At 45.3% G+C, this 14,238-nt stretch carries 14 protein-coding genes; 8 read left to right on the forward strand and 6 right to left on the reverse strand.

Going from position 1 to position 14,238, the window contains the following annotated elements; translation table 11 throughout:
* Nucleotides 1-129 precede the first annotated feature (129 nt).
* From UXZ23_RS05255 to UXZ23_RS05275, 5 genes are all read left to right on the forward strand, one after another.
* On the forward strand, nt 130-453 hold the full coding sequence (locus UXZ23_RS05255; protein WP_015485910.1) for a hypothetical protein: 324 nt from the start codon (nt 130-132) through the stop codon (nt 451-453).
* A gap of 6 nt (nt 454-459) precedes the next feature.
* Nucleotides 460-1,668 carry a cation:proton antiporter gene (locus UXZ23_RS05260; RefSeq protein WP_320819582.1) on the forward strand — a complete coding sequence of 403 codons (1,209 nt, stop codon included), beginning with the start codon at nt 460-462 and terminating at the stop codon, nt 1,666-1,668.
* A 273-nt stretch (nt 1,669-1,941) separates the two neighbouring features.
* A complete protein-coding gene (locus tag UXZ23_RS05265; protein ID WP_276667645.1) occupies nt 1,942-2,913 on the forward strand; it encodes an HlyD family secretion protein in 972 nt (323 codons plus the stop codon).
* Nucleotides 2,910-5,666, forward strand: coding sequence for a ribosome-associated ATPase/putative transporter RbbA (gene rbbA / locus UXZ23_RS05270; protein ID WP_320819583.1), 2,757 nt, complete (start codon nt 2,910-2,912; stop codon nt 5,664-5,666). The genes UXZ23_RS05265 and rbbA overlap by 4 nt, the downstream gene beginning before the upstream one ends.
* A 2-nt stretch (nt 5,667-5,668) precedes the next feature.
* Complete coding sequence (locus UXZ23_RS05275; RefSeq protein ID WP_276667649.1) at nt 5,669-6,793, forward strand: ABC transporter permease; 1,125 nt, start codon at nt 5,669-5,671, stop codon at nt 6,791-6,793.
* Between the two features lie 2 nt (nt 6,794-6,795).
* On the opposite strand, the gene UXZ23_RS05280 is transcribed toward UXZ23_RS05275, so the two are convergent.
* The 5 genes from UXZ23_RS05280 to UXZ23_RS05300 all read right to left on the reverse strand — a co-directional run bounded on the left by UXZ23_RS05280 (nt 6,796) and on the right by UXZ23_RS05300 (nt 10,983).
* Nucleotides 6,796-7,467, reverse strand: a complete 672-nt coding sequence (locus tag UXZ23_RS05280) for a YoaK family protein (RefSeq protein ID WP_320819584.1) — start codon at nt 7,465-7,467, stop codon at nt 6,796-6,798.
* 36 nt (nt 7,468-7,503) lie between these two features.
* Nucleotides 7,504-8,058, reverse strand: coding sequence for a VF530 family DNA-binding protein (locus tag UXZ23_RS15620; RefSeq protein WP_414491459.1), 555 nt, complete (start codon nt 8,056-8,058; stop codon nt 7,504-7,506).
* Between the two features lie 73 nt (nt 8,059-8,131).
* Entirely contained in the window at nt 8,132-9,259 is a 1,128-nt protein-coding gene (locus UXZ23_RS05290) for a putative solute-binding protein (protein WP_320819585.1), read from the reverse strand.
* 238 nt (nt 9,260-9,497) lie between these two features.
* Nucleotides 9,498-9,812, reverse strand: a complete 315-nt coding sequence (locus UXZ23_RS05295; protein WP_320819586.1) for a hypothetical protein — start codon at nt 9,810-9,812, stop codon at nt 9,498-9,500.
* A 1-nt stretch (nt 9,813) separates the two neighbouring features.
* Nucleotides 9,814-10,983, reverse strand: coding sequence for a glycosyltransferase (locus UXZ23_RS05300; RefSeq protein WP_320819587.1), 1,170 nt, complete (start codon nt 10,981-10,983; stop codon nt 9,814-9,816).
* 228 nt (nt 10,984-11,211) lie between these two features.
* Here UXZ23_RS05300 and UXZ23_RS05305 point away from each other — a divergent pair, with 228 nt between their 5' ends.
* The 3 genes from UXZ23_RS05305 to UXZ23_RS05315 all read left to right on the forward strand — a co-directional run bounded on the left by UXZ23_RS05305 (nt 11,212) and on the right by UXZ23_RS05315 (nt 13,640).
* Nucleotides 11,212-12,012 (forward strand): hypothetical protein, encoded by an 801-nt coding sequence (locus UXZ23_RS05305; RefSeq protein WP_320819588.1) that lies wholly within the window; start codon nt 11,212-11,214, stop codon nt 12,010-12,012.
* Between the two features lie 72 nt (nt 12,013-12,084).
* The gene (locus tag UXZ23_RS05310) at nt 12,085-12,651 is read left to right on the forward strand and encodes a hypothetical protein (RefSeq protein ID WP_320819589.1); all 567 of its coding nucleotides are present in this window, start codon (nt 12,085-12,087) and stop codon (nt 12,649-12,651) included.
* Between the two features lie 260 nt (nt 12,652-12,911).
* A complete protein-coding gene (locus tag UXZ23_RS05315) occupies nt 12,912-13,640 on the forward strand; it encodes a hypothetical protein (protein ID WP_320819590.1) in 729 nt (242 codons plus the stop codon).
* 122 nt (nt 13,641-13,762) lie between these two features.
* Here the strand turns inward: UXZ23_RS05315 and UXZ23_RS05320 are convergent.
* A partial coding sequence (locus UXZ23_RS05320; RefSeq protein ID WP_320819591.1) for a TCP-1/cpn60 chaperonin family protein occupies nt 13,763-14,238 on the reverse strand: 476 nt, incomplete at its 5' end.

Genomic DNA, 14,238 nt, shown 5'->3' on the forward strand with positions numbered 1-14,238 from the left:
GTCCGTTGTTTAGAAAATACCCTTGTAACAGGCAAGAAGAATTGCGGTCCAAAGCGTATACTGTTCGACTGGCGATCATTTTATACGGCCTTTGCTAGGTCGTGCGTACACCTCTTTACCGGATGCTCTATGAAAAAGAAGACGACCAAACGAGAAGTCCGCAATCAATTGAACGAGGAAATTGAACAGTTTCTACAACAGGGTGGCGCTGTGCGCGAAGTCGCCCGTGGCGAATCTGGCTTAGTCGATGGCCGCTACCACGAACGCTCAATGAGCTTTGATAAACGCCAAGAACGCACGCCTGTCGATGATGTGCTCAAAGCCATAGATCAACGCAAAGAAGCCAAGCGCAGTCGCCCTGCACGCAAGGCTCCTCCTCGCAAAGTTCCTAAACAAAAAGTGATCTACGACGACTTTGGTGAACCGCTGCGTGTCGTGTGGCAAGACGAGTAAACCCAAATGCTAGAAGAACCTCTCGCACTCATTATTGCTGTTGCAGTTTTTGTGTTTGGTCTGGTATCGCGCCGCATAGAGCAAGTGGCTCTCACTGCGCCCATGCTGTTCACTGGTTTAGGCGTTGTAATCAGTCCTTTATTACTCAATTTATCTGAGCATGACGTTAGCGCTCAAGGCCTAAAAACCATTGCCGAATTCACCCTGATCTTGATTCTTTTTACGGACGCAAGCCAGATTGAACGCAAACACTTAGTGAAGTTCGAGATTTTACCGATTCGTTTATTAGCGATCGGCCTACCATTAACCATCATTGCTGGCACTTGGATTGCTCATACATTACTCGGTATCAACTGGCTTTCCGCAGCATTACTCGCCGTCATTCTTACACCCACCGATGCCGCTCTCGCACAATCTATTTTCAATCAAGAAAAAATCGATGAGTCTTTACGCCACTCTGTGAGTGTTGAAAGTGGCTTAAACGATGGCTTGGCGCTGCCCATTTTATTACTCGTATTAGCGCTAATATCCGCAGGGTCTATGGTCGAATTCGATCACTGGCGGTGGCTAGGGTTCTTTTTGCTACAAGTGTTACTGGGAACAATAGTTGGTATTGCCGTGGGTCGTTTGGGTGGTTACTTAGTACAAACTGCATCTGAAAGCAGTTTAATGTCACCGGTGTACCAACGGCTATCGTCTGTTTCTCTAGCGGTGTTAGCTTATACCTTGAGCGAAGCTATCGGTGGCAACGGCTTTATTTCTGCGTTTATGGCAGGGTTATTTCTACAATCGCACCGCACGATTGTTATTCAACGCTTAAAGGAGTTTGGCGCTGCAGAAGGCCAACTACTCAGCCTACTGATGTTCTTTTTATTTGGTCTCATCTATATCCCCGAGGCCCTACCCTTAATTGATGGCAATACTGTACTTTATGCATTATTAAGCCTCACGGTTATTCGTATGATTCCGGTATTTATTAGCCTTTTAGGCTCAGGCCTAACCTTCAAACAACAAGGCTTTTTAGCTTGGTTTGGACCTCGCGGTATCGCCAGTATTTTGTATCTATTGTTAGCTGTCGACGAACTAGGTTTCGCCGATAAAATAGATCATTACCCCCAGCTTTTTGCCACTACCGTACTCACGATATTCATGAGCATTATTTTGCATGGCTTATCCACTCGGCTTTGGGGAGCAATGTTCGCCGCTAAATCATAGAAAGCGCATCGCTGTTTTCGATTGTTAAGTTTACTAGTTTCAGTCTTATGACAGTATGTTGCCTATTTAGAGACAATCATCCCAATCTCCTGAAGTAAAAAAAATACCCAATATTCAATAGGTTGAAAACTTCACCGTCACCATTTAAATGCATCTAGCTAAGGCCAACTTCCTATCATTACTTAAACTTGTCTGATATCAATGTAAGTCCGGCACGCTAGCACTAAGCTGTACGTTCGATCCTGATTCGCATTTAATTGAGACATCTTACCGATGAAAATTATCGTTCGCCTTCTTCTACTAATAGCCACTGTATCTATCGCCACTCTTGTTTGGTGGCAACTCACACCAGATGGTCTGCCTAGCGATATAATTTCTACCAATGGTCGACTAGAAGCGAATCAAGTCGAAATTGCTAGTAAAACCGCAGGGCGTATCAAGAATGTGCTCGTACAAGAAGGACAAATGGTGCAAGCAGGCGATTTACTGGTTGTTATGGATAACCAACAATTGCTTGCCCAAAAGCTAGAAGCTGAAGCCATGGTTAATCAAGCGGAACTAGCAGCCGAGGAAGCCAATGCCGGAATAGCATTGCGCCAAATCCAACTCACACTGGCAACGTCTGAATTAGCTCGCGCAAAAACCATGTATGAAAAACACGTCATCGCACAAGATAAGTTCGAACAAGCACAAAATCAGTACGACTCCGCCAAAGCAGCGCTACGTTTAGCTAATGCAACAGAACAACGCAGTCTCGCGAGTATTGATGCCGCTAGAGCAAATTTACAACAACTGAACAGCATTCTTGAAGATACACAAATTAAGGCTCCCATGGCGGGGCGTGTGCAGTACAAACTGGTTCAACCTGGCGAGGTAATATCGGCTGGCGGACGGGTTATTACCCTCCTCGATGTGAGTGATGTCTATATGACGGTATTTTTGCCAGCGAAGGATATTGGTAAACTCAGCATCAATGATGAAGCAAGATTAATCCTCGATGCCATACCTCAGTATGTTATTCCCACCCGAATTTCTTTTATCGCTGATGGCGCTCAATTCACACCTAAATCAGTTGAAACTGCGGATGAGCGCGATAGCTTAATGTTCCGAATTAAGCTATCCATAGATCCAGACTTATTAAAAAAGAACGAGGATAAAGTAAAAACTGGCGTGCGCGGACAAGCGTTTGTACGCACAAATATCGCACAAGAGTGGCCACAAAATTTAACGATTAATTTACCATGAAGACATTAGCACTACCGCCCAAAGAATCGATTGTTTGTGCTAAAAATGTCGCTCACCGCTATGCTGCAACTGAGGCTCTTAAGCCATTAACAGTTAATATTCCTAAAGGCGTTATGGCCGGCTTTATTGGTCCCGACGGGGTTGGTAAATCTACGTTTCTTAGTTTGATTGCTGGGGTAAGAAAGCTACAGCAAGGCGAGCTTATAGTGCTGGATGGCGACATGAATGTTGCAAAACACCGGCAATATGCCCAACCTACTATTGCCTATATGCCGCAAGGCTTAGGGAGTAACTTATACCCCACACTCAGTATTGCCGAAAATCTGGATTTTTTTGGTCGCCTTTTCGGCCAAGAAAAAAAAGAACGCGCTCAACGCATTCACAGCCTGACTAAAGCAACCGGTTTAGCGCCCTTTTTAGACCGTGCAGCGGGCAAGCTCTCTGGAGGAATGAAGCAAAAACTCGGTTTATGTTGCGCTCTGATCCATGATCCCGATCTGCTTATTTTAGACGAACCAACCACTGGCGTGGATCCTCTATCGCGCCAACAGTTTTGGCAACTGATCAAGCGTATTCGCAATCAACGGCCCGAAATGAGTGTATTAGTAGCCACAGCGTATATGGATGAGGCACAACAATTTGATTGGCTAGCAGTATTAGACGATGGCCAAATTATAGCCACCGGAAGCCCAGATGAGCTTCTCAAAACAACCAATACCAGTAACTTAGAACAGGCATTTATTGCTTTATCATCCGCAGAAAAACATCAAAACCATATTGAGATTATTATTCCTCCCATGGTTTTCAATGATAGTACCCCAGCGATTGAAGCGAACCATTTAACCTGTAAATTTGGGGATTTTGTCGCCGTCAATGACGTATCATTTAACATCAAACGCGGTGAAATTTTTGGCTTTTTAGGTTCGAATGGTTGTGGTAAGTCAACTACGATGAAAATGCTAACCGGCTTATTACCCTTTACCTCAGGTCAAGCAAAACTCTTCGGTCAATTGCCGGATGTTAACGATATGGCAACCCGGAAAAAAGTAGGGTACATGTCTCAAGGCTTCTCCTTGTATTCCGAAATTAGCGTACTCCAGAACTTAGAGCTTCACGCAAAACTCTACGAGCTTGGTAGCGAGTCAACGCTACGAATTAATACAGTACTACAAGATTTTGGTTTATCTGATGTAAAGAATAGCTTGCCCGAGAACCTACCTCTTGGTGTTCGTCAACGCTTGCAACTCGCTGTCGCTGTGCTGCATAAACCGGCCATACTTATTCTAGATGAACCAACTTCAGGCGTTGATCCTGTTGCTCGCGATCAATTCTGGCAGCATCTTATTCAGCTATCTCGACACGACGGCGTCACCATTTTTATATCAACGCATTTCATGAATGAGGCCGAACGCTGCGATCGAATTTCGCTGATGCACGCTGGGCAAGTATTGGCCATTGGTACGCCCACAGAACTGGCTGAAGCAAAAGACACCAATTATTTAGAGGATGCTTTTGTAGACTACCTTCGCGAAGCATCAGGTGTAACTGCAGCCAGTGAGGAGGACCTTGCAAGCAATACAGCTATTGATCGGACTAAAAATCATAAACATACTAGTAAAACAGTAGCGAGCTTCCGTCGTTGGTGGGCTTATGCATGGCGTGAAACACTTGAGATACAACGTGATCCAATCCGTTTAATATTCGCGCTGCTAGGTCCGATTATATTATTGCTGGCATTTGGCTTTGGTATTTCCTTTGATATTAACAATTTGAAATATGCGGTCATCGATCTCGATCAATCACACGAAAGTCGAGAAATACTGCAGGGATTATCGGGTTCGGGCTATTTTATCGAAATGCCTATACCGGCAAATAATGAGATTGGACTACGCGCATTACGGCAAGGCAATATGACTCTACTTGTCGAGATTCCTCCAAATTTTGGCCGTGATTTACAGCTCGCCAAACAACCCAACATAGCGGTTCAGATAGATGGTGCGATGCCCTTTATAGCCGAAACCACGAGTGGTTATATGAATGGATTACTACTTCACGAGCTTAAAGAATTGGCCAAGTCGAGCTCACAACCAAATAGTGGATTGCAACTACCCACTAGCCTCACAACACGTTTTCACTTCAATCAAGCATTTGAAAGTGTATTCGCCATTGTACCTGGCGTTGTAATGTTGATGCTGGCTCTTATACCAACCATGATGACGGCTATGGGCATAGTACGTGAAAAAGTATCTGGCTCAATTGCTAACTTCTATTCAACGCCGATTAGCCGTTTAGAGTTTTTATTAGGCAAGCAGGCACCCTATATTGTCATCGCTTTTATTAGTTACTTATCTTTATTACTTATCGCTTTCTTTGTGTTTTCAGTAGCGGTCAAGGGCTCACTCCTAGCACTTAGTTTTGGCGCACTACTTTATGTGACTGCGACCACAGGTTTTGGTTTGATCATATCGATAGTAACTAAAACTCAGGTTGCCGCTCTATTTGCCTCTGCCGTGTTAACGATTCTGCCCGCTGTTAACTTCTCAGGACTGCTCACACCAGCCTCTTCCTTGACCGGCAGTGGTAAATGGATTGGGTTATTGTTTCCATCGGCTTGGTTTCAACAAATCAGTATTGGGAGCTTTACTAAGGGACTCAGCTTTGAACAGCTTTGGGTTAATCACCTTGTATTGGCAGTCTTCGTTATAGTATTTATTGCCTTAGCATGGCTTGGCTTAAGTAAGCAGGAACGCTGAGCATGAAAGTAAATAACATTCTAAACTTAGGTATTAAAGAGTTATTCAGCTTAAAGAGTGACCCTGCTCTTATGATTTTGATCGTTTTTATCTTTACGATCGCCGTATATTCGGTAGCAACTGGCGTTAACCTTGAGGTGAAAAAAGCATCCATCGCTGTTGTTGATGAAGATCGATCTCCGCTATCGCGGCAAATAGTCAGTGCCCTACTTCCTCCTATATTTTTACCGCCTGTCGAAATTCATGCGCGAGATATGAACAATGCCCTCAATAGCGGAGAGTTTGTTTTCATATTGGTATTTCCACCTAATTTTGAGCGCGATGTACTGCAGGGAAAGAAGCCCGATTTACAATTGAATGCCGATGCTTCAGCCATGACAATGGCCGGTAATGGAGCAGTTTATATTGAGCAAATTATCCTAGCAGAAACCATTAATTATATTGAACCTAATCGCCATGTTAGTGATTTTCTACCGGTAACTATGTCTATTCGCAAACTATTCAACCCAAACTCAAGTTCGATCTGGTTGAATGCAGTCTTGCAAGTAGTAAATAACGTGACCATATTAGGCATCATTTTGGCTGGCGCAGCGCTTATCCGTGAACGCGAACACGGAACAATAGAACACCTGCTATGTATGCCGGTAACTCCCTCAGAAATCATGCTAGCGAAAATATGGGCCAACGGACTGGTTATCCTTATCGCCACTTTAATGTCATTAGAATGTGTCGTACATTTAGGATTAGGCGTACCGATTCATGGCTCGATAATGGTATTCGGGTTAGCAACCGTCTTGTATTTATTCTCGGTCACATCACTAGGGATTTTGCTGGGTACAATCACACGGACAATGGCTCAGTTTGGATTGCTCATTATTCCTATTGTTATCGTCATGTACTTACTATCTGGTGGCACAACACCACAGGACAGTATGCCAGATAGCTTGTTTGCAATCATGCAGCTCTCCCCATCGACATACTATGTGAGACTGGCACAAGATATTCTCTACCGAGGAGCTGAACTAAGAGATGTATGGCCGAGGCTGATTATTTTGACCATCATAGGCAGTATATTCTTCATGCTATCCCTGATGAGGTTCCGCCGTGCAATCACGACTATGGGATAAAACTAATTGTCTACATTACGGCTATTTTGGCTATATATAACGTAAATAATTGCCACGATTAGAACCCATAATGACGATAATAAAACAGCATGGTAAGACCAATACTGAAAGACCACTGAGCCCATGGCTGCGCCACCCAAGAACGCAAACAATACTGAACCCTGTAATTTCAATTGAGTTTTCAATAAGCCGCGACCGGCAAAAAAATTACCTAAGGTAGAGCCAATATCCGACACTATCCCAGTTAAATGCGTTGTGCGAATAACCGACCCACTGTAAGTGGCAACCATAGCATTCTGTAATCCACACGCAGCTGATGCGCAGAGCTCGGCATAAAATGCTCCCTGACGAAAGCCGTACCAAGCGAGCGCTAAAAGAATTGACTCTAACAATAGAGCAATCCCATAACGACGACCCATTCGTAGAGCTTCGTTACCGACGATAGCACCACTGACAATCGCACCCAACAAAAAGCAGACAACAATCAAGCCTGTATTCGCCAAGGTTTGCCAATGACCTCTCACTAAGGCATCAGCTGCAATAGTGGCCGTACCGGTAACATGCGACACCGCATTGTTAGCAAAACTGAGTAAAGCGACGCTATTAATAAAACCGGCGTTTAACGCTAGTAAAACGCTGCCCAGAATAATCCATATTGGTAACCGGTGAATCACAGCGTCTCCTTGGTTCGAAATGTTTGTACAAATTATCTAGCGATGTTTTGCCCAAGGATCAATAGTGCTTGGCTGCTGCACAGGCGTGGATTGGGTTGCGCTCTCCGGAGTTGCAACCGGTTGGCGCGTAATATTAGCAGCCATACTACCCTGCTCAGCCGTTTGCTCAGATTCGTTCGTGGGTTTTGCTGACGGCGTTTTGGCTGTTTTGGCTTTACCCTCTTTTGGTGCTTTTTTACTACGCTCTTTTGGCACTGGCCCACTATTCGTGGTCGCGGCCTTCACTGTCCGTACCGGCTCACCGCCATTCGCGAGTAGGCGTAAACGATGACGAATTTGCTCTACATCCTCGCCAGCCTGGGCGCCGATATAAATCTGCTCAACTAGGGTTCTTGCCCAAGGGGTTTTGCGTAAAAATTTTAGGCTGGACTTCACACTAGGATCAGAGTGGAAACAATTGATACGCACAAGAGACGCCATAACATCCCAACCCAAAGTATCACTGAGATGTTCAAGTAGAGTCTCCAAGGTCACGCCGTGGAGTGGGTCTTGCTTGCGGGTAGCACTAGGCTCCCGAGGGGAATCAGACATCCGTTAAACCTGTAGTTTCAGCGCGACCTGTGCATCAGGCCGCCGAATGTCTATTGTAAGAGAATGCTGCGGTTTATTCGACCGGGTTAGCGCATTCAAAGTGTGCAGGCTCGAACTTACAACGTACTTTACGTTGCAAAGTCAGCATATACGGGTCGTAGTAACCACGATCACGTAATTGAATGCGAGCTTCTTGCATCATAACTTGGTATTCCGCTTTATCGTCATCTGAAATTTCAATGAACACGCTCTCTGGAATATCACCAATCTGCTGATTAACTATCTGCTCTAGATCGTCATAACGTTTTAAGAAGTCTTCACGTACCAATTGCGCCAGCTCATTAGGAAAACGCTCAGCCCGACCAACCAGCTGCAGCGTGAGCTGCGAGAAAGGATAGTTAACGATACCGCCGGTATCACCAATACCTTTGTACAATTCCATGATGTTGTAAGCCACAAGTGGTGCAGGCAATACATCGACGTTGTTGTTGTTGAACTTACCACCAGCGCTAATCATGCTAGTTGGTACTGGGTTAGCACCAATTTGCTGAACCATTTCTGCTTGTACAAGATCGTAATCCATCACCGCAACACGCTTACCAGCAGCTTTAGCTAAGGTACTAATGGCACGGTCGTTGACGAAAATATAGGCGGCCCCTAGCGGCGCGTAACCCATAACAACGTATTGACCATCCAACATGCGATCGGCATTTTTAGGATCGGTAATCACACGCATCAACAACTTCATATGCGCGCTACTTGGCACAGCACCGATAGAGTCGATAGTGCCAGTAAATTTATTAAATAAACGTGCACGTAAACCGGTAAATAAAGCGGCATCGCACTGCCCTGCTTTTAAGTCTTCCGCTAATACGCTCTCACTGGTGTAAGCCTCAAGCTTAACATCAACACCCCAGCCCAACATACGCGCTTGCTGATCAACTGTTGCGTTATAAATTGGGCCAGTTTTACCAACAATATCCCATACACAAATGGTGCGAGTTGGCGGTGTGCCATCAGTATTACGCATGTCTGGATACAGTTTTTTGATCGTCGCAACCCGCTCTTCAATGGGTAGAGATTGATCCATGGCATGGGCACTTAGCTCCGCTCGTTCAGCTTCGCTTAAAGGAGCCGCGTGCGTCATAGCTGCTACACAAGTAGCAATAGCGCATGCAGCGGTAGTGATTAATCGCTTCATTGGGTTGATTCCTGTTTTTCTTGTTTTCGGGCGCTACCATAGCGCGTTCAACATCATAACGGCAGGTGTTTTATGGAAAATCCGCCGCTCCGGTGGCAGGTTTTGACAGTCTTAAACACGCTAGAACATTAGATAAAACATTTCTCGTCTAATATTCCGCTTAATTCCTATCGAGCCGTAGGGATTCTAAGCTGGCGTAATTACACCTGTCAAATAATAGCCTTAGGCCTTGAAGGGACTAGAAGTGACTTCGGCCACGAGGTTCGGGGATGCGTTCCTTACGATTGGCAATCAACCACCATAAAAAACACAGAGGGATGAGTAAGGTGCCGATCGGCAAAACCACTAAAAACAGCCAGCCCATAATAGACACACTGTAGAGCAGTCGACCAACTTCAACACCGGCGACCTGACACGGTGACACACCAATAGCTGCTAGCTCGCAACCGGCGATATCCGCCATAGCGTAGGCTAAAACCATCAACAAAAATGGTGCCAGAGTTACAAGTCCGCTAATGGACAATCCAATCAACGCTTTTTGCGACGTTTTCATTCTATTTGCAATGTTCTTGGAGTCGATTTTTTACTTCAATCCACTGGCCCATATATTGGGTACTCCTCATGCTGTGATGCCGTAGCATGGCGCCGTAAAAGTTGGTACGACGGTGTATTTCTAATTGTTGCTGCACTTTAGTTATTAGCCCTATCAGCAGAGGCCCATGATAGTCCATCGAAAAGCGCTTGGGTATGAGCTGGGCACCCGCTTCACTCAACAACTGCCACTGTGGCTTGGATTGATACAAACAGACTGCATTAGCGATAAACTCAGGCTCGTTGTCGCAAATTTTGGCCATGGCATCAAGGTCACCATACATGCCTTCGGCACCGATAGAACTAGTAATCGCGGGAGTTTGACACTGAGCGGCGTCCAATAATTTACCTTTTAAACCTGCTCCGAAACGCAAGGGAGCTAGCATCACTCGGGCATGCTTTATGACGTCAAAGGCATCATCACACCACCCCTTCACCATAAAGCCTTGTTTTGCATTATGTAATTGCGTGGCTTTTGGGGGTGGATAAGCTCCGTAAATATGCAGCTCAACTTGAGGTAACTGAGCGCGAATGGCGGGCCAACATTGCTTTAACTGCAATACCGCGTCCCAGTTGGGCGCATGGCGAAAATTACCAATAGCAATAAAGTGCTGGCGTTGCTCAAAGCTAGGCTGCAGCACCGGCGCTGCGTGTTCGATCATAAAGGGTGAGTAGTGCAAGAGTTGTCTAGGTATAGCAAAGGTATGCTGTAGCCAATCCATCTCGTATTCCGAAATAACCAGTGTGATATCGCAACGTAATATGGCCGCGACTTCGCGCAGCGCAATATCGGACATAGGTGCAACACCGTTAAAGATCTCTCCCTGTTTAACGGCTTCATGGCGAGCATGACGAAGACAATGAACATCTTCCATATCAAGCACTTGAAGAGCGAGCGGGCATGCCTTACTGACACGCCAACCAAATTGCTCTTCCATCATAAAGCGATCATAAAGCACGACATCCGGTTGCAGTTCTGCCACCCATTGATCGAACGAGCTGCAATTTAAAACGATGCTTTCTTGGCGAACACTAATCGACGCCAAGTCGACAGCATGGGCACTGATATCTGCCGCAGAAGCATAAATCACTTGATAACCTGCGCTTTGAAAGCAGGCAATAAGCTGCAGCATACGACTACCCGCTGCAGAGGAGTTTGGCTCCGGCCAAACGTATCCTACAACTAATAATTTTTTTACCGACATAACAACAACAAATACTGAGTGAGGAACAAAGTACAACTATAACCTAGGCAACCTCTGATTAATTCAGCGTTTTTCTAAATTGGTATTACTGCCCTAGCAGCCTTCTGATATACCATCGTCGCTGCCATTTTTTCACCGATCCAAAGAGGACGCCTAGTGCTATTAACCGCAAAAATACTGGTTACGTTTTCAACGGTATTACTATTAAGTTGGATCGCCAGCCGCAGCGGACCTAAACTGGCTGGGCTAATGTCTGGGTTTCCGTTAGGCAGTGCCATATCCCTGTATTTTATTGGCATGGAGCAAGGTGCTGATTTTGCTGCCGTCGCGTCGATTCATAGCTTAGGTGGATTAACATCATCGTTATGCTTGGCTGGCGCGTACTGGTGGACTATGACGCGCTTTCCAAGTGTTAAATATCTACCCCTTATACTGGTTGTAAGCTTAGGCGCTTTTATCTTCAGCGCTTGGATTCTGCAATTTCTTCCGAGTGAGCGTTTGATCAATTTAGCCGCGGTGGTTGCGGCAATTATTCTGTTTCGCCTCTGGTTTAAGCAAATCCCTACGGCATCAATTTTTAAGCCAAGACAGGGATTATGGCTAAAACCTTGGTTTACCTTATTGTTTCGTGCAGCCATTGCAACCGCGGCGGTATTACTAGTTACTGGTTTAGCGAGCTTACTCAGCCCTACACAGGCTGGCTTATTGGCTGCCTTTCCGATCAGCTTCTTTCCCCTCATGCTGATTTTGCACATCAGCTTTGGTGCGCCTATGTTAGCTAGCACAATTCGCCATTACCCCGACGGCATGGGCGCCTTGGTAGTTTACGTACTGACCATCGGCTATACCTATTCGATGGTTGGAGTCGCGTTAGGCACGGCAATTGGTTTGCTCTGCTCAATTCTCTATCTCGCTACCTACGCACTTTTCAGTCATCACCTACAGCGGAAAGGCTAAAACCTTTCTGGTACAATATCGTCCATTGTAAATGCCATCTCAGTAATGGCCACAGATAGCGGAAATTTACCCATGACAGAAAAGCATACACCTGACTATTTATCCGACATCAGCGCCAAATTAAGCGTTAACGGTATCGCTAGCGATGGTCTCTGGTATCACGGCACGACATCTGGGCTGGTTGATGCCATTATTGCCGAAGGATTAGTCGGTGGCGGCGATAGCGAATTTTTAGATCGCACCCAACAAACACTAGGAACAATTGGCGGTCGTCAGTTCGAAAGCAAAGAGCCTGTGTTTATTACGCAAAGTAAAGCACTAGCCTATTACTGGGCAGAACAGAAAACTCGCGCGCGTAATATCTATTTTCAAAAAGATGAAACGCCTGTTGTGTTCGCCATTAACTTGCCATCAGAGCTTGCCGATAAGGTTAAACCGGATGTCGGTGCTGCTGCTCTCGTTGTGGAGCCTGGTAACGATTACGTCACCATGCTGCAAGAGCTATACATAGACAACGGCATCACCTTGAATGAAGTGAACCCATTACAGGTGGATCGCAGCTACTTTTTACAGATGTTAGCCATGGCCTATATTCAAGATCAGATTCCTCCTACAGCCCTAACCTTGCTAAAGGCATAATTACAGTTTTGCTATAAAAGGCCGCTTCTGCGGCCTTTTTAATACATATAAAACAAAGATCTCTTACAGGTTTGTGTAAAAAACGTACAGAAACTGGGCCGGAACTTGCTTTTGATCTTAGCGATGGCTATCTTCAAGCTTATAAATAGCAGTCTAGATGGCTGTTGGATGAACCGTCTGAAGAGGCCGTATCGCAACTGGAAGTCAATAGTGAGCGCCTTGTTTAACTACTCACGTAGTTTGTATTAATTGAGGTCTGTATGCCGTCTTTAGGTAAATTGCTCACCATTCTAAGTTTTGGCTTTTTCTGTTCGTCATTAAATTCGGCACATGCCGACACTTTTAAGGCAAGTCTACCAGACATCATGCTTGATACAACGGAGAAACCCAGTGAGTTTCTCGGTCTGGTATATTTATGGGGAGAAATATTAAGTAACGACATTAACGTTGAATATTATCCGTTTAAGCGCTCCATATTAAATATCATCAGCAAGCAAGCCGACTTCCATTTCCCCTTGATCAAAAACCCTAATAAAAGCAACTCTGAGTTGGGCTTTGATTATTCGACATCTGTTATCACACAAGTTAATTTCGTTCTTTATACGCGCAAAGATAGACCGATTGATATTGATAATTTATCGGCCTACAAGATAGCGACAGATGCAGCCCATACCGATCTGTTTAATTTTCCGGTCGAAGGTATTTTTTCTGTCGATGGTGCACTTAAAAAATTAAATAGCGGTCGCATTGATGGCTATATATTTTCTGGAGAAGTGGCCGATGTTGTTCTCAAACAACTTCATCTAACCAATATTCATAGGCAGCTTTATCGTACCTATGATGTCCATGCCATTCTGCCACTTGGCGGGCAAGGCAATAAAACGGATCAAATGATCACTGAAGCTCAAGCAGCCATCGCAGCTTCACCTGAATATAACCACGTGATAAACAATATTTATGTGCCATATATCGAATGGCAGTTGAAATAAAGCCCATAAAAAAACCGGCCCTTGTGAGGCCGGTTTTACACGCTGCGCGGTTAAGCAGCCATGTTCTTTCTGTATTAGCTAACAGGGTTGCCTGAGCATTCTTCATACTCAGGCAGGGAGCATTACATCATGCCGCCCATACCACCCATTCCGCCCATACCACCCATGCCGCCCATATCACCAGCACCGCTGTCTTTTGGAATTTCAGAAACCATAGCTTCGGTGGTGATCATCAAGCCCGCAATAGATGCTGCTGCTTGTAGAGAGGTACGAGTTACTTTCGCAGGATCAAGAATACCCATCTCGATCATGTCGCCGTATTCGCCAGTTGCTGCGTTGAAGCCGAAAGCACCTGAACCTGCCTTCACTTTATCAACAACAACAGAACCTTCAGCACCAGCGTTAGCGGCGATTTGACGAATCGGTGCTTCCATCGCACGCAATGCCAAAGCAATACCAACATTTTGATCTTCGTTATCGCCAACCACTTGTACTTGGGTTAAGGCGCGCACAAGAGCAACACCACCACCCGCAACAACGCCTTCTTCAACCGCTGCGCGAGTCGCATTCAATGCATCGTCAACACGATCTTTTTTCT

This window comes from Thalassolituus sp., from assembly GCF_034111725.1.
Lineage (GTDB): Bacteria > Pseudomonadota > Gammaproteobacteria > Pseudomonadales > Oceanobacteraceae > Thalassolituus.

Coding starts and splice junctions, on each gene's coding strand:
- UXZ23_RS05255 (WP_015485910.1), top strand. CDS start 130: ATGAAAAAGAAGACGACCAAACGAGAAGTCCGCAATCAATTGAACGAG.
- UXZ23_RS05260 (WP_320819582.1), top strand. CDS start 460: ATGCTAGAAGAACCTCTCGCACTCATTATTGCTGTTGCAGTTTTTGTG.
- UXZ23_RS05265 (WP_276667645.1), top strand. CDS start 1,942: ATGAAAATTATCGTTCGCCTTCTTCTACTAATAGCCACTGTATCTATC.
- rbbA (WP_320819583.1), top strand. CDS start 2,910: ATGAAGACATTAGCACTACCGCCCAAAGAATCGATTGTTTGTGCTAAA.
- UXZ23_RS05275 (WP_276667649.1), top strand. CDS start 5,669: ATGAAAGTAAATAACATTCTAAACTTAGGTATTAAAGAGTTATTCAGC.
- UXZ23_RS15620 (WP_414491459.1), bottom strand. CDS start 8,058: ATGTCTGATTCCCCTCGGGAGCCTAGTGCTACCCGCAAGCAAGACCCA.
- UXZ23_RS05290 (WP_320819585.1), bottom strand. CDS start 9,259: ATGAAGCGATTAATCACTACCGCTGCATGCGCTATTGCTACTTGTGTA.
- UXZ23_RS05295 (WP_320819586.1), bottom strand. CDS start 9,812: ATGAAAACGTCGCAAAAAGCGTTGATTGGATTGTCCATTAGCGGACTT.
- UXZ23_RS05300 (WP_320819587.1), bottom strand. CDS start 10,983: ATGCTGCAGCTTATTGCCTGCTTTCAAAGCGCAGGTTATCAAGTGATT.
- UXZ23_RS05310 (WP_320819589.1), top strand. CDS start 12,085: ATGACAGAAAAGCATACACCTGACTATTTATCCGACATCAGCGCCAAA.
- UXZ23_RS05315 (WP_320819590.1), top strand. CDS start 12,912: ATGCCGTCTTTAGGTAAATTGCTCACCATTCTAAGTTTTGGCTTTTTC.